We start from the raw sequence: 23,958 nt of genomic DNA on the forward strand, positions 1-23,958 counted from the left end.
CCTAATTCGAGGTCAGCGTTATAGCAGCGCGCGCCTCAGGCTCAAGCCGGGGACGCAGGCCCAGCAGTGGGGCAATCCGTCCGATCAATTCCGCGGCCACAGGGACGGCTGTCCACCCCGCCGTCCGGCGCTTTTCGCCATAGGCCACGATGGACGGTTCATCCAGCGTGACGATCAGCACGTATTTCGGATCATAAGCCGGGAAGATCGTGGCGAATGTGGCAATGACCTTGTCATCATAATACCCGCCGCGCGGCTTGGGTTTGTCTGCGGTACCGGTTTTGCCCGCCACGTCATACCCGGCGACATCGCCAAAGCTGGCCGTGCCATCGGTGACAACCTTGCGCAGCATCTTCTGTGCCTGCGTCGCAGCCCCCAGAGACATCACGCGCGGGCCATATTGTGACCCGCTCCGGCGCAAAATGGTCGGGCTGACATAGTATCCGCCATTGGCAATCGCCGCATACCCCGCAGCCAGATGCATCGGGCTGGTCGACAAGCCATGGCCATAAGAAATGGTCACGGTGCTCAGCTCACCCCATTTCTTGGGCTTGAGCGGTTCGCCACCTTTTGCTTCGACAATCTCGAACGGGGTGGGTTCGAACATGCCCAGCGAACGCAGGAATTCCTGTTGCCGCTGCGCGCCAATTTGCAGCGCCAGACGCCCAGTACCCCGGTTCGAGCTGTGGACGATCACATCCGCCACGCTGATCTTGCCGTAATTCTTGCCGTTGAACTCACCAATCGGAAAACGACCGATTTTCATCGGACCCGAGGTGTCGATGATCGTTTCAGAATTCACCAGACCAAGCTGAATTGCCTGCGCGGCGGTGAATATCTTGAACACCGATCCCAACTCGTACACGCCCTGCACATAGCGGTTGAACAAGGGGCTGTCCGAAGGGTCAAACCCCGACGTCGGGGGGCGCGGGCGATCATTAGGATCAAAGGATGGCAGCGACGCCGCCGAGATGACCTCGCCCGTATGCGCATCCATCAAAACGGCTGAGGCGCCTTTGGCGTTCATGATCTTCATGCCACCAAAAAGCACCTGTTCGACAGCGGCCTGTACAGTCAGATCCAGCGAGAGTTGCAGCGGCTTGTTTCCGTTGGCAGGGTCCCGCAGATAATCGTCAAACTGCTTTTCAATCCCGGCCACGCCTATCACCTCGGCAGCGCTCACTCCTTCACGCCCAAAACCTGACCCGCCAAGGATATGTGCTGCCAGCTTGCCATTCGGGTAAAGGCGCATTTCGCGGGGGCCAAACAGAATACCTGGATCACCGATGTCATGCACGGCTTGCTTCTGCTCGGGCGAGATACGCTTTTTGATCCACAGGAACTTGCGGTTGCCAGTGAAATCCTTGATCAGACGGTCTTTTTCCAAATCCGGGAAGATTGCCACCAGTTGATCCGCGGCGGCAATCGGATCGATCATCAACGGCGGCTGGGCATAGACGGAATAGGTGTCCAGGTTGGTCGCCAGAATGCGCCCTTCGCGGTCAACAATATTGGCGCGCTGCATCGCGATTGTGGCACCGGGAGCGTTGGCCAAGGGCTCTTGCGCCTCGGATGTCGCAAGCATCCCCATCCGAACACCAACCACCGAGAAGGCGCAAAAGAAGAAAAGACCCAGCACCAGCAAACGGCCCTCGGCCCGAGCGCGGGCTCTGTCCTTCATATCTTCGTGGCGCTTCTGGATGTTTTCGCGCTCGATAACCTTGGGGTTGTCACCGCGTGCGCGCGCATCCAGGACACGGGCCAGAGGGCGGAGGGGCGTGCGCGTCATGGGAACTGCACCTCTCCCAACGCCTTAATGTTGGTTATCGCCTGCAATTCGATGGGATCGACAATCGGAAGATCCGGATCCTCGGCATAGGCAACCTGATCCGCGCGTCCGAACTGCTCTGCTCGCAAGGGCAGCAGGCCGAGACGTTCAAAATTCAGATCCGCCAGCTCTCGAAGACGATCAGGACGGTTCAAATAAGCCCATTCCGCATTCAGAACGGCCAGTCGGACCTGCGCCACGCCGATCTCTCGTTGCAGTGTTTGCGTTTCTTTCACAACTTGCTGGGTGCGGTAGTTCTCTTGATACGCCCAAAGGGCCACCCCGAACACGGCCAAGGCAGTCAACACATACAATACACTCTTCATTTTGCCCTTCCCCCTAGTTGCGGCATCCCAATGGCGCGGGCTTCAATTTCCCCTGCCGGAGCCTCGGTGCGCACCGCAACACGCAGCTTGGCTGAGCGCGAACGCGGATTTTCCTGCAATTCCTGATCGTCCGGCCCCACCGCCTTACGGGTTTTAAGCGTAAATTGCGGCAGGTCCTGCTCAATTTCGGGCGCATAGCGATTGGCCCGGCCGGTTTTGCCCGCCCGCGACTGAAAGAACCGCTTGACCATGCGGTCTTCGATCGAATGAAACGTAACAACAGCCAGCTGCCCACCCGGTTTCAGCGCGCGTTCAGCGGCCATGAGGCCCTGGAACAATTCTTCATATTCAGCATTCACCGCGATGCGCAGCCCCTGAAAACTGCGTGTGGCTGGATGCGATTGGCCGGGTTTTGGCCGGGGCAGGCAGGATTCGATCAGCCCCACCAACCGCAAGGTGGTTGTGATCGGCTCTTCAGCCCGCGCCTTGACGATAGCCCTGGCAATTCGCCTGCTGGCGCGTTCTTCACCATAGTGAAACAGGATGTCGGCGAGCTGCGCTTCGCTTGCGGTGTTGACCAGATCAGCCGCGCTTTCGCCGTCCTGGCTCATACGCATGTCCAGCGGGCCGTCCTTCATAAAGGAAAAGCCACGCTCGGCCAAATCCAGCTGCATGGAGGAAACCCCAAGGTCCAGCACCACCCCGTCCAAGTCCTGCGCGTATTCGTCCAGACGCGAAAAGACGCCGGGCTGCATCACCAGCCGATCGCCATAACCCTTGGCCCAGTCCGTAGCCATTTCAAAGGCCAGCGGATCACGATCAACGCCGACGACCTTGTCCGCGCCTGCCTCGAGCAGGCCACGGGTATATCCCCCGGCACCAAAGGTTCCGTCCAACCAAACACCCGACACCGGAGAGACCGCAGCCAGCAAAGGGCGCAATAATACCGGAATATGTGGTTTGTCAGAAGAGGGTTGCGCACCGGCCATGCCGTCACGCGTCCCCGACGCCATCTAGGAACACCAGAGGGTCAAAATCTTCGGGCTGATCATCCAGCCATTCTTCGGCCGCCGCCAATTCATCAGACTCGTAGGTTTCAGGCTTCCAGATCTGGAACGTGTCCCCAGCGGCAATAAAGAAGGCTTCACCCTCTAGGTCAATCTTGCTGCGCAGCTTGGCGGGTAGAACCAGACGCCCGGTCTCATCCACGTTTGTCGGAAAGGATTGTCCGTGGAACATGCGCTGCAATGTCTTCCGCTGCATTGAACCCCGTGGAAGCGCATCAATCTTGGCGTCAACTTCGTCAATCGCCTGCATGGTATAGCATTCAAGGAATTTGCGCCGGTGGTCGCCATAAACAATTACAAGTTCGGGATTGTCACCGGGCTGCCAGTTGGGATCAGAAGCTTCAAGCACACGGCGAAACGAGGCCGGGATCGAGACCCTGCCCTTCGTGTCCACCTTATGGTGGCTTTCACCTCTAAACCTGCGCGCCAAGACGACTGTCCCTTTCGCTTGCGCCCCACTTGAAATTCTCACTCCCCCCAGAATTAAAACGGCGGGTTGATCTGCTGCCACTGATCAACCCGCCGCATTGACCCGCTTTGCGGGATGTCCAGCTGCGCGCGCCACCTGGGGGGATGTCTGCTCGCCCGCGCGCCGGATCTCTTGATTGATGAAAGCGAGATGCCTGTATGAAACCTGATTTTATTGGTTCGGGGTCGTTTAGCGCCCCATGTGCCTCGTCCTCATCGGATAACTAAGGGATGACATGGGAATTCATGGAAATCAACAGAAAATTTCTCACATTCACGTCCCAATTCACAATGTACTCGATAAGAAAATGAATGGAAACTCTATTTACACACCAGAATTAGAACACAACCACCTAAAAGCAACCATATATAGACAAATCAGAGAAATTATAAGCGTCCCATGAATTCCCAACTTTTTTCACTTTCATCGATTCCCTGTAGATAGAGCCAGCAAATCCTCCATTCCAAACTACGAATCAACAAAGGTGGCTCGGTTCCCACGCACTCCCAAGTTACTAAAAACCACCTGAACCCACGATTTCCCATATACGCACGACCACAGCCATTCGGCTTCTTCGATAACCGTACCGAAGCAATCGGACCTTACGTCACGATCCTATGGTTTTCAGTGGAACCGCATTAGAAGCGACACCCTTGGCGCAACTCAAACCCATATTTTTAAGGCATATTCGATTGCCAACATTCAACTCTTTGATATCCATGCATTTGCTGCATAGCAGCATTGACGACGTCAACCATTGTGCAATCGCAGCATTTGCTTATTTTCATCCTCAAGCAAACGCCGAAACACTTCGGCACCAACATACGAAACGGGTTACGCAGATGGGTGTAGCAACACAACAAACCGCTCTGAGAAGCGCTCCGGCATTCGGCCTGGCTTCGATGATCGAAACCGCAAAGACCCGGTTTGCACGCTATCGGGCCTACCGCCAGACGGTTAACGAACTGTCCGAGCTGTCCGATCGCGAGTTGGCCGATCTGGGCCTGCACCGCTCAATGATCCGTCGGCTGGCAATGCAGGCCGCAGAAGAACAATTCGCGCGTTAAGCGCACAGCAATACAGAGATCAGACCCTACTCCTCCCTTGGGTCTGTAATCTGCGGCAACGTCTCTCCTCCTCCCTGACGTTGCCGCCCTTTATACCGGCCCTGAACGCCGGAAGCAGATACATCGGGGCTCTCCTCCTCCCTGCCCTGATGTTGAAAGTACGCGGCGACGTCTCTCCTCCTCCCTGACGTCGCCGCGTCTTCCTCATACCGGGATCAAACCCGGGTTCGGATACATCGGGGCTCTCCTCCTCCCTGCCTTGGTGTTGAAAAGAACGGCGGTTTCCTTCCTCCTCCCTGGGAACCGCCGTTTTTCGTTTCCCCCAAAGAAAAAGGCGCCCACCCAGGCGCCTTTCAAAACATTGAGCATGCGCCGTCAGGCGCATTCCTTTTGGTTAAAACGGAACGTCGTCCTTCGGAAAAAGATACTGGGCAACAACCTTCTTGGTGCCCGCCTTGTCGAACGCGACCTCAACCTTGTCGCCCTCGATGCCCTCCACAGCGCCATAGCCGAATTTCTTGTGAAACACCCGTTCACCCAGTGTGAAACTTGCCACCGCGGTTGCGTCGATCACCGTGTTGCGGGTTTCGCGCGGTTGCGACATGCCATATTGTCCCTGCCGCGCCTGCAGCCGTTTCCAGCCGGGTGAGTTATAGACATTTGCCTCAGCCGCGCGGGTTTCGATCCCGGCCGACGGCTGCCCCCCGCCATAGAGCCCCGGAGGCGTCAGAACCTCGACATGCTCCTCGGGCAGTTCGTCAATAAACCGTGATGGCATCGAATTCTGCCATTGCCCGAACACCCGGCGGTTGGCGGCAAAGGAAATCGTACAGACCTCTTCGGCACGGGTGATGCCCACATAGGCTAGACGCCGTTCCTCTTCGAGCCCCTTAATTCCGGTTTCGTCCATCGACCGCTGCGACGGGAACAACCCGTCCTCCCAACCCGGCAGGAACACGGCGGGAAACTCCAGCCCCTTGGCCGCATGCAGAGTCATGATCGAGACCTTTGCCCCATCCGTTTCCTTTTCATTGTCCATGACTAGGCTGACATGTTCCAAAAACCCTTGCAGGTTCTCGAAATTGTCCAACTGGTTGACCAGTTCCTTGAGGTTTTCCAGCCGCCCCGGCGCCTCGGGCGTTTTCTCATTCTGCCAATGGGCGGTATAGCCGGACTCGTCCAGCACGATCTGCGCCAGTTCGATATGCGTGTGCTCGGGCGCGCCATAGCGGATCGGAGACACCCCGTCATCAATGACGGTGTCATCATCCACTTCGATCCGTGGTCCGCGTGTCATCGCATTCCACCGAGCCAGCCCGTCGGTCAACTCGCGCAGCGCCTTGCCACCCTTGCCCTTGATCAGCCCCTGTTCGACCACGATCCGCGCCCCTTCGACCAGGGACACCCCGTTTTCACGCGCCACCACCTGAATGGTCTGCTGCGCCTTGTCACCAAGGCCGCGCTTGGGCGTGTTAACGATCCTCTCAAACGCCAAATCATCCTCGGGGCTGACCACCAGCCGGAAATAGGCCATGGCATCGCGAATCTCCATCCGCTCATAAAACCGCGGCCCGCCAATCACCTTGTAGGGCATCCCAATGGTCAGAAACCTATCCTCGAACGCGCGCATCTGGTGCGACGCGCGCACGAGGATAGCCATTTCGTCCAAGTTCATCGGGCGCACGCCACGCGTCCCGCCCTGCATCGCGTCGATCTCTTCTCCGATCCAACGCGCCTCTTCCTCACCATCCCAATGTCCAATCAGGCGAACCTTTTCACCCTCTTCTCTGTCGGTCCAAAGCTCTTTGCCCAACCGGCTTTCATTGCCCCGAATAACGTTCGAAGCCGCCGCCAGAATATGCGGGGTCGAGCGATAGTTCTGCTCCAACCGCACCACGAAAGCGCCGGGGAAATCCTTTTCAAACCGCAGGATGTTACCCACCTCAGCCCCGCGCCAGCCATAGATCGACTGATCGTCATCGCCAACACAGCAGATATTCTTATGCCCCCCGGCCAGCAGACGCAGCCAGAGATATTGGGCGACATTGGTATCCTGATACTCGTCGACAAGGATGTAGCGGAACCAGCGTTGGTATTGCTCCAGCACATCCGGGTGGGTTTGAAAGATCGTCACCACGTGCAACAGCAGATCGCCGAAATCCACCGCATTCAGCTCACGCAGGCGGGTCTGGTATTGGGCATAAAGCTCAATGCCTTTGTTATTATAAGCTCCGGCATCCGCAGCAGGCACTCTATCTGGTGTTAGCGCGCGGTTTTTCCAGTCATCAATGATCCCGGCCAGCATCCGCGCAGGCCAGCGTTTGTCGTCGATATTGGCTGCCTGAGTCAGTTGCTTGAGCAAGCGCTTTTGGTCATCCGTATCCAAAATGGTAAAATTCGACTTGAGGCCCGCCAGTTCGGCATGGCGGCGCAACAGTTTGACGCAGATCGCGTGGAACGTTCCCAGCCACGGCATCCCTTCGGCAGGTCGGCCCAGCATGCGCCCGACCCGTTCTTTCATCTCGCGCGCGGCCTTGTTGGTGAAGGTCACGGCCAAAATCTCGTTCTCGCGTACCCGATGCGATCTGAGCAGATGGGTGATCCGCGCGGTCAGTGCCTTGGTCTTGCCCGTGCCGGCACCTGCCAGCATCAAAACCGGACCGTCCAGCCGCTCGACCGCTTCGCGCTGTGCCGGGTTGAGGTCGTTCAAATAGTCGGCAGCCACCGCAGGCATCGCCCGCGCCGACAGCGATGCGCCCTCGAAGGCGTCCATTTCGTCAAAACTGCTCATACTCTCAAACTACGCCGGATGGGCGCAAAGGGAAAGGCTTTGTTCACGGCTTGTTCACAAGCTTTTAAGATTTTCCTTGCGTTCAATTCTAACCAAATGAAGCGGTGTTCGACTGATGCCATTAACTCTCTGTAAAGCCTTAGGTCAGATGCTTGGCTCAAAGGTTTGGGAGCATATGGATATGGCATTGGCTGAGCGGGGGGCGATCAATCATCGACTCAAATGGACCGGGATCACCCTATTGCTGATCAGCCTCGCCATTGGAGCGGGCTGGGGTGTCTATAGGCTCCCTGCGCCCTTGGTGGAACGGATGCTGCGGACAGATATCCTCAAGCAGTCAGAATTGTGGAAACGCAGGGTTGTTTTGCACCTTGAAGACCCCGAAACAACGCTGCGAACCGGCCATATAGACGGGCATGACGCAGAGTTTCTGACTTCGATGCCCGAAGCATCGGATGTCTACCGGTTCAGGTTGTTCGACACGAGTGGACGCGTGGTCTGGTCCACTCGTCAAGGTGAGGTCGGCCTGCGCGAAGACAGCGCGTTCTTTCGCGCCGATGTTGCCCGGGGAATGGTGTACTATTTACAAGAGGTTGTGCCCCTATCCGAGATTGACGGCCTGGACTTGCACACAGGCAACATTCAGAACTCCAGTGCGCATCACATAGTCAAAGTCTTTATGCCGGTTACAAAAAACGGTCGCTTCATCGGTGCGATAGAGTTTTTTACCGATATCTCGGATTTGCGGGCGACCTTCATAACCCGGCTGAGAATTTCGCTGATCGTTCTAAGCGGTGTGGCCCTGTTGGCGCTGGCGATGGTGTCATTGGTGACCTACAGGACCAACCGGGCGCAACTGCGCTCTTTGCACAAACAATCCGAGAAAGAGCGTGATCTGATGGCTGACCAGTTGCGGCTGGCGCGTGAGGTGCGGCTGCTGGGAGAGCTGAACGAGTGGCTGCAATCCAGCCGTTCTCTGGATGAGCTGTTCGACATGGTCTCACGTTTTATGACCCATATCCTGCCCGAAGCAGAGGGCAGCGTTTACGTCTACTCGAACTCGCGCGATGTGCTGGATGGATGTGCCAGCTGGAACGGCGGCACCCATAAAGCGCATATCCACCCCGAGGGGTGCTGGGGTCTGCGCCGGGGGCGTACCTATGAATTCGGCGCCTCCGAGATTGATTTCATCTGCGAGCATGCTGAACCGCATGACGGGCGCCAATATTTCTGCTTTCCGATTCTGGCTCATGGCGAGACGGTTGGATTGTTGCATCTTCGGGCACATGAAAACTGCGAAGAAGAGTTTCACGTCAGCAGGAAACTGGCGCAGCTCTGCGCTGAACAGATCAGCATGGCCATTGCAAATGTGAGGATGCGCGATCAGCTGCACGACCAGTCCGTGCGTGATCCTTTGACCGGACTGTTCAACCGTCGTCATATGACGGAAACCCTGCGCAAGTCTATTTCACGCAGTCAACAGACCGGTGTACCGCTGAGCCTGATCGCCGTTGATGTCGATCATTTCAAGAAGTTCAACGACACTCATGGCCATGATGCAGGCGACATGGTGCTGCGCGCAGTCGGAGCCGCCTTGGAACAGGGCTGTGACCGGGACGAGGTTGCCTGCCGTATTGGTGGTGAGGAATTCATGCTGATCTTGCCGGACAACACCCCGGATGACGCGGTGAGCCGTGCCGAGAAATTACGGCAGTCGGTCGAAGCGGTCTCGGTCCGATACGGTGACAAGTCGCTGCCGCGAATAACGATTTCGGTTGGTGTATCGCATTACCCGGCGCATGGAACCATGCCGCAAGATTTGATGCGCGCCGCCGATGACGCGCTGTATATGGCAAAAGACAAAGGACGCAATCAGGTGCAAGTCGCCAAGGGAACGCCAACCGAAACCGGGTCCGCTGATAGCAACGGCCAAAAGGTTCGGACTTCAGGCCCAGTCGCGGCGGCGTGAAGCTCTAGCTAATACTTAGCAAAAACTCCAGTTACCCGGCGCCTGACTGCGCGGGCAAGGTAGCCACTTCTATACTTGTTAGCTTTCTCCAAGATCTTGGCCACATCGCGATCTTGCCAACCGTCCTAGCCAGCCCTATCGCTTTTGAGCGGCACAATCCCCAGACTCATAAACGGTCGGTGATCTTTCAGAGGATCGGATAAAGAAGTGACGCAATGATTTGAGGCAAGCGGTACGCAAACGATCTGCCCAAAACTCTCGGGGCTGCACATCCACGATAACCGGACACGGTCAGGCCTTTCATTCCCAACGTGCTTGAAGTCAATCGGCTCGGCACCCGGCACGACCATGCGCGCAACTTGCCTGCTATGTCGAAACTTGGGAAAGCACCTGCCGACCGTGGCCAAAAAGTCTTTAATGAACACGCCAAATCACGCCGCAATTCACCAGTCTTGATGCCGCAGCGCAGCAAGGCTATCAAGCATTCACCAACAGGAGGCGTTTGCGAGCGTTAACATGCCGGTTCTACCCAAATCACCGATATACCTGCGCGTATTGTTCGCCTAGAAGTTCGCCAAACAAACAGGACCGGGACCTGATATGACACATTTCGACAAGATCCTGATCGCCAACCGCGGCGAGATTGCTATTCGCGTGATGCGCGCTGCGAATGAGATGGGCAAACGCACAGTCGCCGTATATGCGGAAGAGGACAAGCTTGGCTTGCACCGTTTCAAGGCGGACGAGGCCTATCGCATCGGCGAGGGGATGGGGCCGGTTGCCGCTTACCTCAGCATTGACGAGATTATTCGCGTGGCCAAGGAATGTGGTGCGGATGCCATCCACCCGGGCTATGGCTTGTTGTCGGAAAACCCAGATTTCGTGGATGCCTGCGTCCAGAACGGGATCACCTTCATTGGACCAAAGGCCGAAACCATGCGCGCATTGGGCGACAAGGCCAGCGCCCGCCGCGTGGCCATCGCCGCCGGAGTTCCGGTGATCCCAGCGACCGAAGTGCTGGGCGACGATATGGACGCGATCCGGTCACAAGCCAAAGAGATCGGATATCCCCTGATGCTCAAAGCATCCTGGGGCGGAGGTGGCCGCGGCATGCGCCCAATCGAATCCGAGGACGAACTGGAAGAAAAAGTCCTGGAAGGCCGCCGTGAAGCCGAGGCTGCCTTTGGCAATGGCGAGGGCTATTTGGAAAAAATGATTATCCGCGCCCGCCATGTCGAGGTGCAGATTCTGGGCGACAAACATGGCGAAATTTACCACCTGTATGAGCGCGACTGCTCGGTCCAGCGCCGTAATCAGAAAGTCGTGGAACGCGCGCCTGCCCCGTATCTCAGCGAAGAACAACGCGCGGAAATCTGCGAACTGGGCCGCAAGATTTGCGCCCATGTAAATTATGAATGCGCAGGCACCGTCGAGTTCCTGATGGATATGGAAACCAGCAAATTCTACTTCATCGAGGTGAACCCGCGCGTTCAGGTGGAACATACCGTCACCGAAGAAGTCACAGGTATCGACATTGTGCAGGCACAGATCCTGATCGCCGAGGGTAAATCGTTGGCCGAAGCCACCGGCGCCGCCAGCCAAGCGGATGTGCACCTGAACGGTCATGCCCTTCAGACCCGGATCACAACCGAAGACCCGCAGAACAACTTCATTCCCGACTACGGTCGCATCACCGCATACCGCTCGGCTACTGGCATGGGCATTCGCCTAGATGGCGGCACGGCCTATGCGGGCGGTGTAATCACGCGGTACTACGACTCGCTGCTGACCAAGGTCACGGCCTGGGCCCCGACGCCACAGGCCGCGATTTCGCGAATGGACCGAGCGCTGCGCGAGTTCCGTATTCGTGGCGTCAGCACCAATATCGACTTTGTCATCAACCTGCTGAAACACCCGACCTTCCTGTCGAATGAATACACCACCAAGTTCATTGACACGACGCCCGAGCTGTTCACCTTTAAACGACGCCGTGACAGGGGCACCAAGGTTCTAACCTATATTGCGGATATCACCGTGAATGGGCATCCCGAAACCAAGGATCGTCCCGAACCGCGTACCGATCTGAAAGAGGCCAAGGCCCCGGCTCTGAAAAGTGAACCGCAGATGGGCACCCGCAATCTGCTAGAACAAAAGGGCCCGCAGGCGGTGGCCGATTGGATGAAGGCTCAGCGCCAGTTGCTGATCACCGACACCACGATGCGCGACGGGCACCAGTCGCTGCTGGCGACGCGGATGCGGTCGATCGACATGATCAAAGTGGCCCCGAGCTATGCGGCCAACCTGCCGCAGCTGTTCAGCGTCGAATGCTGGGGCGGCGCCACTTTCGATGTGGCTTATCGGTTCTTGCAGGAATGTCCGTGGCAACGTCTGCGTGACCTGCGCGAGGTGATGCCGAACCTGATGACCCAGATGCTTTTGCGCGGCGCAAACGGGGTTGGATACACCAATTACCCCGACAACGTGGTGCAGGAATTCGTTCGTCAGGCGTCAGAAAATATCGACGTGTTCCGCGTCTTCGACTCTCTCAACTGGGTCGAAAATATGCGTGTCGCGATGGATGCGGTGGTCGAGAACGGTAAAATCTGTGAAGGCACCGTTTGCTATACTGGCGATATTCTGGACCCGAACCGTGCCAAATATGACCTAAAATACTATGTTGGCATGGCGAAAGAGCTGCGCGATGCCGGGGCTCATATTCTGGGCCTGAAAGACATGGCCGGCCTGCTGAAACCAGCCTCGGCCAAGATTTTGATCCGTGCGCTGAAAGAAGAGGTCGGGTTGCCAATCCACTTCCACACGCACGACACTGCCGGTATCGCCAGCGCCACCATTCTGGCCGCCTCCGAGGCGGGTGTGGACGCAGTGGATTGCGCGATGGACAGCTTCAGTGGCAACACTTCTCAGGCGACATTGGGCACTGTGGTCGAAGCGCTGCGCCATACGGAACGCGACACCGGTCTGGACATCAAGGCCATCCGCGAAATCAGCGACTATTTCGAGGTGGTCCGAGGCCAGTATGCGGCCTTTGAATCCAGCCTGCAGGCCCCTGCATCCGAGGTATATCTGCACGAGATGCCCGGTGGCCAGTTCACCAACCTCAAGGCTCAGGCGCGCAGCCTTGGCCTGGAAGAGCGTTGGCATGAAGTGGCGCAGATGTATGCGGACGTGAACCAGATGTTCGGCGATATCGTCAAAGTCACGCCTTCGTCCAAAGTGGTTGGCGACATGGCGCTGATGATGGTCAGCCAGGGGCTGACGCGCGCCGATGTCGAAAACCCGGACTCGGATGTGGCCTTCCCGGATTCGGTCATCGACATGATGCGCGGCAATCTGGGGCAGCCTCCGGGCGGGTTCCCTGATGCGATCATCAGCAAGGCGCTTAAGGGCGAAAGCCCCAACACTGACCGCCCCGGCAAAGACGTACCCCCGGTCGATCTGGAGGAAACGCGCGCCGAGCTATCCAAACAACTGGACGGCAAAGAGGTCGACGACGAGGATCTGAACGGATACCTGATGTATCCCAAGGTGTTCCTTGATTACATGGGTCGCCATCGGATCTATGGCCCCGTCCGCACCCTGCCCACGCGCACATTCTTCTATGGAATGGAGCCCGGCGAAGAGATCGCCGCGGAAATCGATCCCGGCAAGACTCTGGAAATTCGCTGTCAGGCCATCGGTGAAACCGATGAAAATGGTGAGGTCAAAGTGTTCTTTGAACTGAACGGTCAGCCCCGTGTGATCCGGGTGCCAAACCGTTTGGTGACATCAACCACGCAGGCCCGACCCAAAGCAGAAATCGGCAACCTCGCACATATCGGCGCACCGATGCCGGGTGTCGTGGCAACCGTTGCGGTTACTGCGGGACAAGAGGTCAAAGAAGGCGATATGCTTTTGACCATCGAGGCCATGAAGATGGAGACTGGCATTCACGCCGAAAGGGACGCCGTAGTCAAAGCCATCCACGTTCAGCCAGGCGGTCAAATTGACGCCAAGGACCTGCTGATCGAGCTGGAATAGCAAAAAAAGGCGCGCCTCTGGGGCGCGCCTTTTCCATCTCATTGGGTTAAGGTTCAGCCGTCTACGGTTTCTTCTTCAACCTCATCTTCGACCAATGCCTTTTCTGTTTCATCATCAGAAACATCATAATCCGCAAGCGCCGGCAGACCCAGCAGGTCGTGCAGCTCGTTCAGGGCGTCGTCAGACAACTCGCGACCGCCGGTCAGAGTATCCAGAGCCTCTTGCGGGTCAGATGATCCGGCCAGGTTTGTCTCGGCCTCCTCTACAGCCAGCTCAGCCTCTTCGACCGCGTCGTCGTACTTGTCCTGAGCGGTGATGCCCTCGGCAAGCTCGTCCTCGGTCGGCTCATAGGCCTCTTCGATCTCTTCTGCGGTCAGTTCATGCAGGTCTTCCAGTTCGTCGTTCTTATCCTGCAGATCTGTCGTCGCGTCGGTATGACCAAGGATGTTCTGCTGATAAGAGTACAGCTTTCCTGGCATACTGTTCGGGGACGCATTCATGAGAGCCGTTTGGCTGGCATGGGCCGCGTTCAGACCTTTAAGCTCCGATGCAATTTTGCCGTGCTTGTTGGGGTGAACCGGCTTCTCATCAACGACAGCAGTGGTAACTTTGGTCATCTTGGCAGGTTTCTTATTGCCCCTGACCAGATTACCAATCGAAGCGACCAGCCCGTTTTTCTTTTGAGTCGTAGCGCCCGTTTTGGCAGTTTTTTGCTTTTTCAGGCCAAGACTGGCGAGCAACCCTTTGCCCGTCCCCTTTTTACCCAAGGACTTGCCACCTTTCACCTGTGAAGACTTGTCGCCAGACTTATCCGCGCCGTTCCCATTTCCACCACCATTGCCTTTGCCACCGCCATTGCCTTTGCCACCGCCATTACCTTTGCCGCCACCATTTTTGGCGATGGCCATATCAGGTGCGGCAACAACTGCCACAAAGCTTACAGCGCCAAGCAGCAGAAATGCTGTCGCAACTACACGCGAAAGTAACAAGAACCGTTTCATATTATTCACCTGTCCTTCTTGAGCAGTGGCAGCAGATACCCAAAATCAAGCGCCTGAGATAATGTTGACAGTTAGTTAATAATTGAATTTGGGTAAAACGGTGGCCTTTTTCGGCGTGAGCGACCCACCGCGCTCACACCGCCAGCACAATATTGGCTATTGCAGCTACGAGGATTGAACCAAATGTCAGCAGCATTCCGATTTGCCTGAGGATAACGATCTGCGGAGACCTGCCAAACCCATATGCATGAAGCAGGCGACCACCCAGCAAGGCCAATCCCAACAGGTTCAACAGCAACCCGCTGGCGCCCTGCAATTCAACCATTGCCATCAATAACAGCGCAAACGGCGCGTATTCGGCGAAATTGCCATGAGTTCGGATAGCCTTGATCATTTGACCCTTGCCACCATCCCCGTAGGAAACCTTTTCGCCTCGTCGGTGGCCAATGACCCGAAGGCTCAGCGCCAGATACAAAAAGGCGGCTAATGCCGCATAAACCGGTGTAATTGTCAGCATGGGTGGCTCCGTCTATTAATATTCCTAAGCTCTGGGCGAAGCTTAACGCGGAATCTCGACCGGTCCAGTTGAACCGGGCTGCTGCTACGCAAGGTCAAGTCTGTCTGGATTTCCTCCGCACGAGAAGATTTTTTGCAAAAGTCGCGTTTTTCCCCTTGCAGCTTTCCGCCAGAATTAATACTTCACGCCTCACTCAACGGCGCGGGCGTAGCTCAGGGGTAGAGCATAACCTTGCCAAGGTTAGGGTCGGGCGTTCGAATCGCCTCGCCCGCTCCATTGAGAGGTCTCCGGACCAAATATGTATCTGATGCGGGCGTAGCTCAGGGGTAGAGCATAACCTTGCCAAGGTTAGGGTCGGGCGTTCGAATCGCCTCGCCCGCTCCAGATACAAACCCTCTCACTCAACGCTGTTTTCTTATGGCGCGGCCTGCTGAAAAAGCATGACCCGCGTATATGTTCATATGCCGCAACCGAACAAAGCCGCCGTCACATTGGCCGCGCGGGCGGCGCGTAAGAACGTCTTTGACACCGCGCCGAAGCACTCCAATCACGACCCGGACCGAATCTTCCGCGTGACCACGTTTGAGCAGGGCTAGAAGGCCTTGAACGTCATTGTGGTCAGCGAGCGTTCTATACCCGAGATCACCAGCAGATTTTCATTGATGAAATGTCCCACATCCTCGGCCTCGGGGATGTAAAGCTTCAGCAGCAGGTCATATTCGCCGCTGGTAGAGTAGAGCTCCGAGTGGATTTCGCGCAACGCGATCTCTTCAGCCACCTTGTAAGTGGTGCCGGGTTTGCAGCGGATCTGGATGAAAACACAGGTGGACATGGGCCGGGCCTTGTTGGTTGAGTTGGTCGCAGGCTGACATGGGCTGCGCCCGGGCGCAATCCCCTGCAACAGTTTGCGGCGATTGCGACGGATGGTCTGGATCAACCCGCCCTACCCCGTCTATAAGCACGCCTGTAGTAAAAGGAATTCGCCCATGCGCAGCGCAAAGATCAGCCGTCAGACCGCCGAAACCGAGATCACGGTCAAGGTCAATCTGGATGGGACCGGCCAGTATGACAATCAGACCGGCGTCGGTTTCTTTGACCACATGCTGGATCAGTTAGCGCGCCATTCTCTGATCGACATGACGATCCGCGCCAAGGGCGATTACCACATCGACGACCACCACACGGTCGAGGATACCGGAATCGCACTGGGGCAAGCGTTGACACAGGCCTTGGGCGACAAAAAGGGCATCCGGCGGTATGGCGAATGTCACCTGCCGATGGACGATGCACAGGTGCGCTGTGCGTTGGATCTGTCAGGGCGACCGTTTCTGATCTGGAACGTAGACCTGCCGACACCCAAGATTGGCGCCTTCGACACTGAACTGGTGCGCGAGTTCTTTCAGGCGCTGGCCACTCATGGCGGCATCACGCTGCATATCGACCAGTTGCACGGGTTCAACAGCCACCACATCGCAGAAGCGGCGTTCAAAGCTGTCGCGCGCGCATTGCGCGACGCGGTTGAGACCGATGCGCGCAAAGCAGATGCGATTCCGTCGACCAAGGGCGCGTTGTAAATGCTCACCGCCATTATCGACTATGAAAGCGGCAATCTGCATTCCGCTGAAAAGGCGTTTCAGCGCATGGCGCGGGAACTGGACACCGGCGAGGTCGTAGTAACTTCAGACGCGGATGTCGTTGCACGCGCCGACCGGCTGGTGCTGCCCGGCGACGGCGCTTTCCCTGCCTGCGCGGCTGAGCTGCGCGGGCACAAGGGTATCTATGACGCGATGGTCGAAGCGGTCGAGCAGAAAGCCCGCCCATTTTTGGGTATCTGCGTGGGTATGCAGCTGATGGCCTCGAAAGGTCATGAGTACACTGACACCGATGGGTTGGACTGGATTGCCGGGGATGTGGTGCAGATTGCGCCGTCAGACCGGTCGCTGAAAGTGCCGCATATGGGTTGGAACGATCTGGTGTTGGAAAGCGAACACCCTGTCTTTGCCGGGGTCACATCAGGCGATCACGCCTATTTCGTCCACTCATACCATTTCCGGGTCAGCGATCCGGCACAGCGTCTGGCCTATGTGGATTACGGTCAGGACGTCACGGCCGTAATTGGCCGTGACACTATGGTCGGGATGCAGTTCCATCCTGAGAAAAGCCAGGATGTGGGCCTGCGCATGATCGGGAATTTCCTGACCTGGACGCCCTGAGTGGTTACTGAACCCGTGTCCAGTCCTGCCCGCGACACACCAATCCACCCGCAACACAACCTTTGACGGTCAGCTTGTTCTGGCTGTCCAGGGTCATTTTCGAGCTGTAGGTCTTGTCTCTGTCCGGAGCCCAGATCTTGCCCCCGCCATAGGTGCCGTCGCCATCGGGCACCATATCCCAGATGATCTGTTTGCCGAGGTTTTCATATTCAAGCTGTTCATTCCCGTCTTTGTCAAAAGCGGTATCGATGGTACCGCAAATCGCGCTGCCGCATTCGGCGATCGAAACATGCAGATATCCGCCGGTGTCTCCGGGCTGGGTTTTCCAAAGACCGTCAACCGGGTCGGCCATCGCCGCTCCCGAAATCAGAGATGCCAGCCCCAAGGCTGCTGCAAAAGTTGTTTTCTTCATAAAATCCTCCCTATTTGACCAGCAGTCTGGCGCGCTGGTGGACGTGGGGCAAGATTGACTTTGCGTCGCGTTGCATCCCCTGCCCTGCCTGTGCGATATCCCGCCGGGAAAACAGCGATTCAAGGCCTGACAACATGATCCTCTATCCTGCCATCGACCTCAAAGACGGACAGGCCGTGCGCCTGCTGCGCGGAGAAATGGACAAAGCGACCGTGTTCAATGAAGACCCCGCCGCCCAGGCCCGTGCCTTTGTCGACGCGGGGTGCGAATGGCTACATCTGGTTGACCTGAACGGTGCCTTTGCCGGTGAGCCGGTCAACGCCGCTCCAGTCGAGGCAATTCTGAAGGAATGCAACGTTCCCGCCCAGCTTGGCGGCGGTATCCGCGACATGGCCACCATTGAAACCTGGATCGACAAAGGTCTGGCCCGAGTGATTCTGGGCACAATCGCGGTCGAGAACCCGGATCTGGTGCGCAAGGCGGCCAAAGCCTTTCCCGGCAAAGTTGCCGTTGGCATTGATGCCCGCAACGGCATGGTCGCGACCAAAGGCTGGGCTGAAGAGACGAATGTGCAGGTCACTGATCTGGCGCGCAGCTTCGAGGATGCCGGCGTTGCTGCAATCATCTATACTGATATCAACCGCGATGGCGCGATGCAGGGCCCTAACATTGAGGCCACCGCGGACTTGGCCCGTGCCGTATCGATCCCGGTGATCGCGTCAGGCGGCGTCAGCTCATTGGATGATCTGATTGCTCTGCGTGATTGCGGTGTGGAACTGAACGGCGCGATTTCCGGCCGGGCGCTGTATGACGGCGCGATTGACCTGGCAGAGGCCATTCGCGCCCTGACCTGATTTACTGCGCGGCAGCCGCAGTCAGCTTTGCCAGCGCCCCGCGCATTTTCTCGATGATGGGAGAGTTTTCGACCGCGTCGAACTCATCCATCGTCTCTTTTGGATCTTCATAGATCAGCCAAACCTGACCGTCGGCATCTTCATACGCTTGCACCTTGAGCGGCAGGAACAGTCCGGCACGCGGGTCGATCTGCATTGCAGGCGTACCCAGCGCAGGATTGCCGAAGATCAGCACCTGATTGGGTGGTATTGGCGTTCCGACCTTTTCGGCCCCGGCCGCGTGGTCAACCCGCGCAAAAACCGTTGCACCCGCGTTGCCAATCGCCGTCTCAAGCGCGTCCAGCGCCTGTGTCACCGATTTGTCGGTCTTCATCTTGATGATATCGTCAGCCATTGCGGCAGCTGCTCCTGCGAAAATGAAAGTGGTTGCTAAAAAGAGTCTACGCATCTCATTGATCTCCTGATGAATTGGGGACAGTTTTCACAGGTTCCAGAGTTGTGACAATCACAAGTCTGGCATCGGCGGGGCTTTGCCGTTAGAGGTGCGCCAACAAAGGACGAGAGATGCTGAAAACCCGTATCATACCCTGTCTGGATGTCGCCGATGGCCGCGTTGTCAAAGGTGTTAACTTTGTTGGCCTGCGCGATGCGGGTGACCCGGTGGAATCCGCCAAGGCCTATGACGCGGCAGGCGCTGACGAGATTTGCTTTCTGGACATCCATGCCACCCATGAAAACCGCGGGACCATGTTCGATGTGGTGCAGCGCACAGCGGAACAGTGCTTTGTACCCCTGACCGTTGGCGGCGGCGTGCGGACCAAGGAAGACGTGCGCGCTCTTTTGCTGGCGGGTGCAGACAAGGTCAGCTTCAACTCGGCGGCAGTGGCAAACCCGGATGTGATCGCCCAAGCCGCCGATCAATTCGGCAGCCAGTGCATCGTCTGTGCCATCGACGCCAAGACCGTCAGCCCCGGCAAGTGGGAAATTTTTACTCATGGCGGACGCAAGCCCACTGGCATCGACGCGGTTGAGTTCGCCAAAACCGTCGTCGCCAAGGGCGCGGGTGAGATTCTGCTGACTTCGATGGATCGCGATGGTACCAAAGCCGGGTTCAACTTGCCGCTGACACGCGCCATTTCGGATGCTGTGAATGTACCAGTGATCGCCTCGGGCGGGGTTGGAACTCTGGATCATCTGGTCGAAGGCGTCACCGAAGGCGGTGCCAGCGCTGTCCTTGCCGCATCGATCTTTCACTTCGGCGAATTCACCATCCGCGAGGCCAAGGAACACATGGCCGCCGCTGGCATCCCGATGAGGCTGACATGAGCATTCTGCACGAGCTGGCCCAAACGATTGAGGCCCGCAAAGGGACGGATCCTGAAGGCAGCTGGACCGCCAAGCTGTTGGCCAAAGGCCCCGAGAAATGCGCCGAGAAATTCGGCGAAGAGGCGGTTGAGGCCATCATCGAGGCGGTCAAGGGCGATCAGGCCAAGCTGACCTCAGAGGCGGCGGATGTACTGTATCACCTGCTGGTCATGCTGGCCGCGCGCGATGTGGCGCTGGATGATGTGCTGGCCGAACTGGCCCGGCGTCAGGGCACCAGCGGCATCGCGGAAAAGGCCGCGCGACCCAAGGGGTGACGCAGGTGTTGTCGATCCATTATTCTGATCCTGACAGGTTCGCAGGTCAAAGGGCGCGCAGATGATCAGAGCTTTGGTATTTGGGCTGGCGCTAGCCGTTCTGGGGGCCTGCGCAATTGCCCCGCCGTCCACCAGTGATGAAGTTCAGCGCTTGGCGTCTGAAATCCGCAACCTCGGGCCTGACATCGACCCTGAAGAGGCCAACCGCGCCGCGCGCATTGCCTATGCCTACACCGATCAACTGGCCCAGGAATATCAGATCACCGACCCGCCACTGATCCACAATGCCAAAGTCAACAAGGGCCTGAAGCCGCGCGGACTGTGTTGGCACTGGGCCGAGGATATCGAACGGCGGCTGGATCAAGAAAACTTCCAGACGCTGGAAATGCACCGCGCCATCGCTAATGCCGACAACCCGTTCCGGATCGACCACAGCACGGCAATCATCAGTCGCAAAGGCGAGACAATGTATGACGGTGTTGTGCTGGACCCCTGGCGCTATGGCGGCGTGCTGTACTGGACGCCCTTACCACAAGACACGCGCTATGACTGGGTCCCGCGCGAAGTGGTTCTGGAAAGGCGACGTTTGGAACAATTCGGCGAACTGCAACCATATCTCGGTGAATAACCGCTCAGAGTTTCGACGAAATCATTCCGGTGGCAAAACCACCCATGCGCAATTCGCCAAACAAACGCTGATATTCGATCTTCGGGCAGCGGTTCATCACGACATCCACCCCGCGCGCCTGCGCTGTGGCCGCAGCCGTGGTATGTTCTATTCCAATCTGCATCCAGATTGTGCGCAGATTGGGAAACGCCTCAAGCGCCTCGTCCACTTTGGGTGGTACAGCTTCGGATCGGCGAAAGATATCGACCATGTCTACCGGTTCGGAAATCTCGGATAGCGACGCACGGATTGTCTGGCCAAACAGCATCTTGCCCGCATGGCCGGGGTTAACAGGGATCACTTTGTATCCCCTGAGTGACAAATACCGCGCCACATAATAGCTGGGTCGCACAGGATCCATCGACACCCCAACCACAGCAACGGTTTTGGTATGTTTCAGGATCTGGGTCAGGAATTCATCGGAATATTCAGTCATTTGGGCACCCTAGTCGCCCTTTCCAAAAGAAAAAAGCGCCCAGGAATACCTGAGCGCCAGTTGTTGGAACGAGGGACAGTGAAATGACCCGCGGCAGTTCCGTTCCGCGGTCACTGTGACATTTAAGCATGAGTTCAGAGAAAAAAAGAGGTAGCGCGCGATTTTGTGATGACAGATCAGAAAAAACGGCCGTCGCCCTGTTATTCATACAGAACGCTTGGCCAATGCGCCTCGGCCTCGCGGATATAGGCGGCGGTATCGGTCTGCCAGATGCGCTCGATTTCGGGCGAGTGGGTAAGATACAGCCGACCGTCAATCACCTGCCAAATAGTCGGATCGGTGCTGACAAGCTCTCCTTGCGCCATTGCGAAGGCGCAGTACCCGCCGAACTGAGGTGCATAGGCACGCGGATTCATCTCAAACGCGTCCCGATTCTCAGCGGTGGCAAAGTGCCATTCGGCGCCTTTCCACATAACCGCGTATTCAGGCTGACCCCGAACAGGTGTTTCGCCATTGAAATAGGACACCGCATCATATCCGGCCATGGCTGCACCATCCGTCCGATAGAAGACGGGCAGATCCTGCGCAAACGCAGGAAGAGCAATCACACTGGCGGCAATCGCGCCAAAAAGGAAACGTCTGTTCATGGTCATCGGATCACAAATAGAAACTCAGGGTATCAAGATGCAATTTATTATCGCAACTGAAACCCCTTTTAACGCGCTTGTGAACATTCGAACCGGCAACGCCAGCCTTTAGTCGAAAATGTCCTCGATCACATCCCAGGCTTCATCCAGCACCCGTGAGAAAACGCCTTTTTTCTTCTTCTTTTTGCCTTTGTAGGGACGATCCTGCTTGGCTGTTTGACGGTTCGCCTTGGCATCATCCAGTTTGCGCTTTGGCATCATCTTGAGGTTATGCAGCGGAGCACCGCAGCTTGAACAACTGAGCTCTTGGCGCTGCGTGCCTTTTAGAACAAGCGCTGCCCGGGTCCCACAATAACAGCAGGTCGCAATTTTGGATGGCGTGGAAATGGCGTTCTCCTGTCGTTATCTTTGCCTAGAAGCATATAGGGCAATCGCCGCCGCATTTGAGACATTGAGAGAACCAAACCCGCCCACAGCGTCAATTTTGACCAACTTGTCGACGGTTTCTTTGGTTTTTTGCCTCAGGCCCGGTCCCTCTGCGCCTAACACCAATGCCACTGGCTGGTCCGGGTTACCTCCCAAGGCGGCCTCGATCGTGTCGTCCGCCTCGCCGTCCAGTCCTAGGACCAGAAACCCCATTCCCTGCAACTCGACAATGGCATCAGCCAGGTTACGCACCCGCAGATAGGGTTGACGTTCCAGTGCGCCGCTGGCGGTCTTGGCCAGCGCGCCAGTTTCCGGCGCCGCGTGATGGCGCATACCGACTACAGCGCTGGCTCCAAGAACCTCAGCTGACCGTAGAATCGCTCCGACATTATGGGGGTCGGTTACGCGGTCTAACAAAATGACGCGCGGGTGTTCGCGCCCGATGCAGTTTTCCGCCAGACCACCCCATTCCAAAGGCTTAACCTCAAGGGCCGCGCCCTGATGAACCGACCCCGGGTCAATCGGAGCGGTAAATTTGCGTGGATCAACCATCTCGGGCTCAATACCTGCAAATTCAATGGCTTCCACCAGCTTGTCCCGCGCATTCCGCGTCACAATCAGGTGCAATTTTGTGCGGTTTGGGTTCATCAGCGCATCCCGCACCGCATGCAGACCAAACAGCCAAACAGTTTCGGATGCGGCAGCTTTGCGCGCCTGTTCTTTTTCGACGACCCACTTGGGTTTCTTCATTTCTTTGGCCTCCGGGCCGCGAATTCGGTTTCCTGCGTCAAAGCAGTATTTTCCTGTTGACGCTCCTTTAGAGCGCTAGTAATCACGCCTCCACGTCAGGTGCAACGCCTGACAGTGGGCGACAGGCCGCAAGGTGTGGCAGGGGACTGTAACTCCCTCGCGGAGACGCACGCCTGGTTCGATTCCAGGGTCGCCCACCATTTTCTTCCAGACATCCAGCAAGCTTTGCCAGCGCGAGTGATGAATGGCTGATCACACCGTACCAAGCAGAAATTGGCAGGACCGATGGCCCCGCCTTATGACCGCTCTGTCAGGCGGCAGCTTCACGTTGCGCAGTGACCCGGTCAAACCAGGCCAAGATCGCCTCAAGGTCGGGCTCAATCTGCTCGGCACCGCCGCCCGTGAATTCTTCGAATTTGGCCGTGTTCAAACCGTTCACCCCGACAAGAACCGGAATGTCCTGCGCCAGTGCTTCAGCGATGACCGGGCGAAAACCGCGCCCATCCGCCTCGTGCTTGCCGAACTTGTTAACGATCAGCAAATGGGGATTCTCTGCCAGCGATGCCGTCACATATCCAACTGCCCGCTCAAGTGCCGCAGGGTCCAGACGGCAGCCGCGCGACTGTGTACCCAAAGACTGCGAAATCCGGATGGTCTCTCCCTCAGGCAGGACACGGACGTCCATGTCGCACTTGCTGCTGTCGGCGCATTCGGTGTTGGTTTGCACCACACCCGCCAACTGCGCATCTGCGGCCAAAAGGCGATCCGCAGCCGCGCTCAGCAGACGGTCGGTTGCACCGCGGTCGGTGGTCGTAACATAGGCGAGGTACATGCAAATCC

25 protein-coding genes and 3 tRNA genes are annotated in these 23,958 nt (G+C 57.2%); 13 read left to right on the forward strand and 15 right to left on the reverse strand.

The genetic code is table 11. The features are described 5' to 3' along the window. Position 1: 1 nt before the first annotated feature. From AC2FJ5_RS09735 to mraZ, 4 genes are read right to left on the reverse strand one after another with little or no spacing between them, the layout of a single operon-like run. Positions 2 to 1,789, reverse strand: coding sequence for a peptidoglycan D,D-transpeptidase FtsI family protein (locus AC2FJ5_RS09735; RefSeq protein WP_496793237.1), 1,788 nt, complete (start codon positions 1,787 to 1,789; stop codon positions 2 to 4). Next, on the reverse strand, positions 1,786 to 2,154 hold the full coding sequence (gene ftsL, locus AC2FJ5_RS09740) for a cell division protein FtsL (RefSeq protein ID WP_142635053.1): 369 nt from the start codon (positions 2,152 to 2,154) through the stop codon (positions 1,786 to 1,788). Before ftsL ends, AC2FJ5_RS09735 begins: the two co-directional genes overlap by 4 nt. Beyond that, positions 2,151 to 3,143: a 16S rRNA (cytosine(1402)-N(4))-methyltransferase RsmH gene (rsmH, locus tag AC2FJ5_RS09745; protein ID WP_496793356.1), complete on the reverse strand. Its 993-nt coding sequence runs from the start codon at positions 3,141 to 3,143 to the stop codon at positions 2,151 to 2,153. Before rsmH ends, ftsL begins: the two co-directional genes overlap by 4 nt. A 4-nt stretch (positions 3,144 to 3,147) precedes the next feature. After that, positions 3,148 to 3,615 (reverse strand): division/cell wall cluster transcriptional repressor MraZ, encoded by a 468-nt coding sequence (gene mraZ / locus AC2FJ5_RS09750; protein WP_246097158.1) that lies wholly within the window; start codon positions 3,613 to 3,615, stop codon positions 3,148 to 3,150. 917 nt (positions 3,616 to 4,532) lie between these two features. On the opposite strand from mraZ, the gene AC2FJ5_RS09755 reads away from it, so the two are divergent. Continuing rightward, positions 4,533 to 4,757, forward strand: coding sequence for a DUF1127 domain-containing protein (locus tag AC2FJ5_RS09755; RefSeq protein ID WP_142635057.1), 225 nt, complete (start codon positions 4,533 to 4,535; stop codon positions 4,755 to 4,757). A gap of 394 nt (positions 4,758 to 5,151) precedes the next feature. Here the strand turns inward: AC2FJ5_RS09755 and AC2FJ5_RS09760 are convergent, their stop codons facing one another. Beyond that, positions 5,152 to 7,548, reverse strand: a complete 2,397-nt coding sequence (locus tag AC2FJ5_RS09760) for an ATP-dependent helicase (protein WP_496793239.1) — start codon at positions 7,546 to 7,548, stop codon at positions 5,152 to 5,154. Between the two features lie 181 nt (positions 7,549 to 7,729). On the opposite strand from AC2FJ5_RS09760, the gene AC2FJ5_RS09765 reads away from it, so the two are divergent. Together AC2FJ5_RS09765 and AC2FJ5_RS09770 are read left to right on the forward strand one after the other, a co-directional pair. Next, positions 7,730 to 9,517 (forward strand): sensor domain-containing diguanylate cyclase, encoded by a 1,788-nt coding sequence (locus AC2FJ5_RS09765; RefSeq protein ID WP_496793358.1) that lies wholly within the window; start codon positions 7,730 to 7,732, stop codon positions 9,515 to 9,517. Between the two features lie 600 nt (positions 9,518 to 10,117). Then, complete coding sequence (locus tag AC2FJ5_RS09770; protein ID WP_281994913.1) at positions 10,118 to 13,555, forward strand: pyruvate carboxylase; 3,438 nt, start codon at positions 10,118 to 10,120, stop codon at positions 13,553 to 13,555. A 53-nt stretch (positions 13,556 to 13,608) separates the two neighbouring features. Here AC2FJ5_RS09770 and AC2FJ5_RS09775 read toward each other — a convergent pair whose 3' ends face one another. Beyond that, positions 13,609 to 14,556: a hypothetical protein gene (locus AC2FJ5_RS09775; RefSeq protein ID WP_496793240.1), complete on the reverse strand. Its 948-nt coding sequence runs from the start codon at positions 14,554 to 14,556 to the stop codon at positions 13,609 to 13,611. Between the two features lie 133 nt (positions 14,557 to 14,689). After that, positions 14,690 to 15,073 carry an MAPEG family protein gene (locus AC2FJ5_RS09780; protein WP_496690910.1) on the reverse strand — a complete coding sequence of 128 codons (384 nt, stop codon included), beginning with the start codon at positions 15,071 to 15,073 and terminating at the stop codon, positions 14,690 to 14,692. Between the two features lie 201 nt (positions 15,074 to 15,274). On the opposite strand from AC2FJ5_RS09780, the gene AC2FJ5_RS09785 reads away from it, so the two are divergent. From AC2FJ5_RS09785 to AC2FJ5_RS09795, 3 genes are all read left to right on the forward strand, one after another. After that, positions 15,275 to 15,349, forward strand: a tRNA-Gly gene (locus tag AC2FJ5_RS09785). 33 nt (positions 15,350 to 15,382) lie between these two features. Further along, positions 15,383 to 15,457, forward strand: a tRNA-Gly gene (locus AC2FJ5_RS09790). A 56-nt stretch (positions 15,458 to 15,513) separates the two neighbouring features. Next, positions 15,514 to 15,669 carry a hypothetical protein gene (locus AC2FJ5_RS09795; protein WP_496793241.1) on the forward strand — a complete coding sequence of 52 codons (156 nt, stop codon included), beginning with the start codon at positions 15,514 to 15,516 and terminating at the stop codon, positions 15,667 to 15,669. On the opposite strand, the gene AC2FJ5_RS09800 is transcribed toward AC2FJ5_RS09795, so the two are convergent. Next, on the reverse strand, positions 15,666 to 15,905 hold the full coding sequence (locus AC2FJ5_RS09800; protein ID WP_142636899.1) for an Lrp/AsnC family transcriptional regulator: 240 nt from the start codon (positions 15,903 to 15,905) through the stop codon (positions 15,666 to 15,668). The two genes, AC2FJ5_RS09795 and AC2FJ5_RS09800, sit on opposite strands and share 4 nt — an antisense overlap. A 154-nt stretch (positions 15,906 to 16,059) precedes the next feature. Between AC2FJ5_RS09800 and hisB the strand changes: the two genes are divergently transcribed. Beyond that, a complete protein-coding gene (hisB, locus tag AC2FJ5_RS09805) occupies positions 16,060 to 16,647 on the forward strand; it encodes an imidazoleglycerol-phosphate dehydratase HisB (RefSeq protein WP_496793243.1) in 588 nt (195 codons plus the stop codon). After that, positions 16,648 to 17,286: an imidazole glycerol phosphate synthase subunit HisH gene (hisH, locus tag AC2FJ5_RS09810; protein WP_496793244.1), complete on the forward strand. Its 639-nt coding sequence runs from the start codon at positions 16,648 to 16,650 to the stop codon at positions 17,284 to 17,286. A 4-nt stretch (positions 17,287 to 17,290) separates the two neighbouring features. On the opposite strand, the gene AC2FJ5_RS09815 is transcribed toward hisH, so the two are convergent. Beyond that, positions 17,291 to 17,698, reverse strand: a complete 408-nt coding sequence (locus AC2FJ5_RS09815; protein ID WP_142636876.1) for a DUF2147 domain-containing protein — start codon at positions 17,696 to 17,698, stop codon at positions 17,291 to 17,293. 134 nt (positions 17,699 to 17,832) lie between these two features. On the opposite strand from AC2FJ5_RS09815, the gene hisA reads away from it, so the two are divergent. Beyond that, a complete protein-coding gene (hisA, locus tag AC2FJ5_RS09820; RefSeq protein ID WP_496690915.1) occupies positions 17,833 to 18,552 on the forward strand; it encodes a 1-(5-phosphoribosyl)-5-[(5-phosphoribosylamino)methylideneamino]imidazole-4-carboxamide isomerase in 720 nt (239 codons plus the stop codon). Position 18,553: 1 nt separating this feature from the next. On the opposite strand, the gene AC2FJ5_RS09825 is transcribed toward hisA, so the two are convergent. Beyond that, the gene (locus AC2FJ5_RS09825; RefSeq protein ID WP_271949511.1) at positions 18,554 to 18,946 is read right to left on the reverse strand and encodes a DUF302 domain-containing protein; all 393 of its coding nucleotides are present in this window, start codon (positions 18,944 to 18,946) and stop codon (positions 18,554 to 18,556) included. 170 nt (positions 18,947 to 19,116) lie between these two features. Here AC2FJ5_RS09825 and hisF point away from each other — a divergent pair, with 170 nt between their 5' ends. From hisF to AC2FJ5_RS09840, 3 genes are all read left to right on the forward strand, one after another. Beyond that, positions 19,117 to 19,878 (forward strand): imidazole glycerol phosphate synthase subunit HisF, encoded by a 762-nt coding sequence (gene hisF, locus AC2FJ5_RS09830; protein ID WP_271949509.1) that lies wholly within the window; start codon positions 19,117 to 19,119, stop codon positions 19,876 to 19,878. Continuing rightward, complete coding sequence (locus tag AC2FJ5_RS09835; RefSeq protein ID WP_142636868.1) at positions 19,875 to 20,192, forward strand: phosphoribosyl-ATP diphosphatase; 318 nt, start codon at positions 19,875 to 19,877, stop codon at positions 20,190 to 20,192. Before hisF ends, AC2FJ5_RS09835 begins: the two co-directional genes overlap by 4 nt. 61 nt (positions 20,193 to 20,253) lie before the next feature. Beyond that, positions 20,254 to 20,820, forward strand: coding sequence for a hypothetical protein (locus AC2FJ5_RS09840; RefSeq protein WP_496694804.1), 567 nt, complete (start codon positions 20,254 to 20,256; stop codon positions 20,818 to 20,820). Positions 20,821 to 20,824: 4 nt separating this feature from the next. Here the strand turns inward: AC2FJ5_RS09840 and AC2FJ5_RS09845 are convergent, their stop codons facing one another. The 4 genes from AC2FJ5_RS09845 to rlmB form a co-directional block, all read right to left on the reverse strand. Beyond that, positions 20,825 to 21,295, reverse strand: coding sequence for a CoA-binding protein (locus AC2FJ5_RS09845; RefSeq protein WP_496793246.1), 471 nt, complete (start codon positions 21,293 to 21,295; stop codon positions 20,825 to 20,827). A gap of 200 nt (positions 21,296 to 21,495) precedes the next feature. Further along, a complete protein-coding gene (locus AC2FJ5_RS09850) occupies positions 21,496 to 21,942 on the reverse strand; it encodes a YHS domain-containing (seleno)protein (protein ID WP_496789578.1) in 447 nt (148 codons plus the stop codon). Between the two features lie 108 nt (positions 21,943 to 22,050). Further along, a complete protein-coding gene (locus tag AC2FJ5_RS09855; RefSeq protein ID WP_142636860.1) occupies positions 22,051 to 22,329 on the reverse strand; it encodes a hypothetical protein in 279 nt (92 codons plus the stop codon). 15 nt (positions 22,330 to 22,344) lie between these two features. Further along, on the reverse strand, positions 22,345 to 23,118 hold the full coding sequence (rlmB, locus tag AC2FJ5_RS09860; RefSeq protein WP_142636858.1) for a 23S rRNA (guanosine(2251)-2'-O)-methyltransferase RlmB: 774 nt from the start codon (positions 23,116 to 23,118) through the stop codon (positions 22,345 to 22,347). Positions 23,119 to 23,234: 116 nt separating this feature from the next. On the opposite strand from rlmB, the gene AC2FJ5_RS09865 reads away from it, so the two are divergent. Beyond that, positions 23,235 to 23,318, forward strand: a tRNA-Tyr gene (locus AC2FJ5_RS09865). 110 nt (positions 23,319 to 23,428) lie between these two features. Here AC2FJ5_RS09865 and AC2FJ5_RS09870 read toward each other — a convergent pair. Then, entirely contained in the window at positions 23,429 to 23,950 is a 522-nt protein-coding gene (locus AC2FJ5_RS09870; RefSeq protein WP_496694801.1) for a DUF2478 domain-containing protein, read from the reverse strand. Between the last annotated feature and the right edge of the window lie 8 nt (positions 23,951 to 23,958).

Source organism: Ruegeria sp. CDSA221, assembly GCF_059611825.1.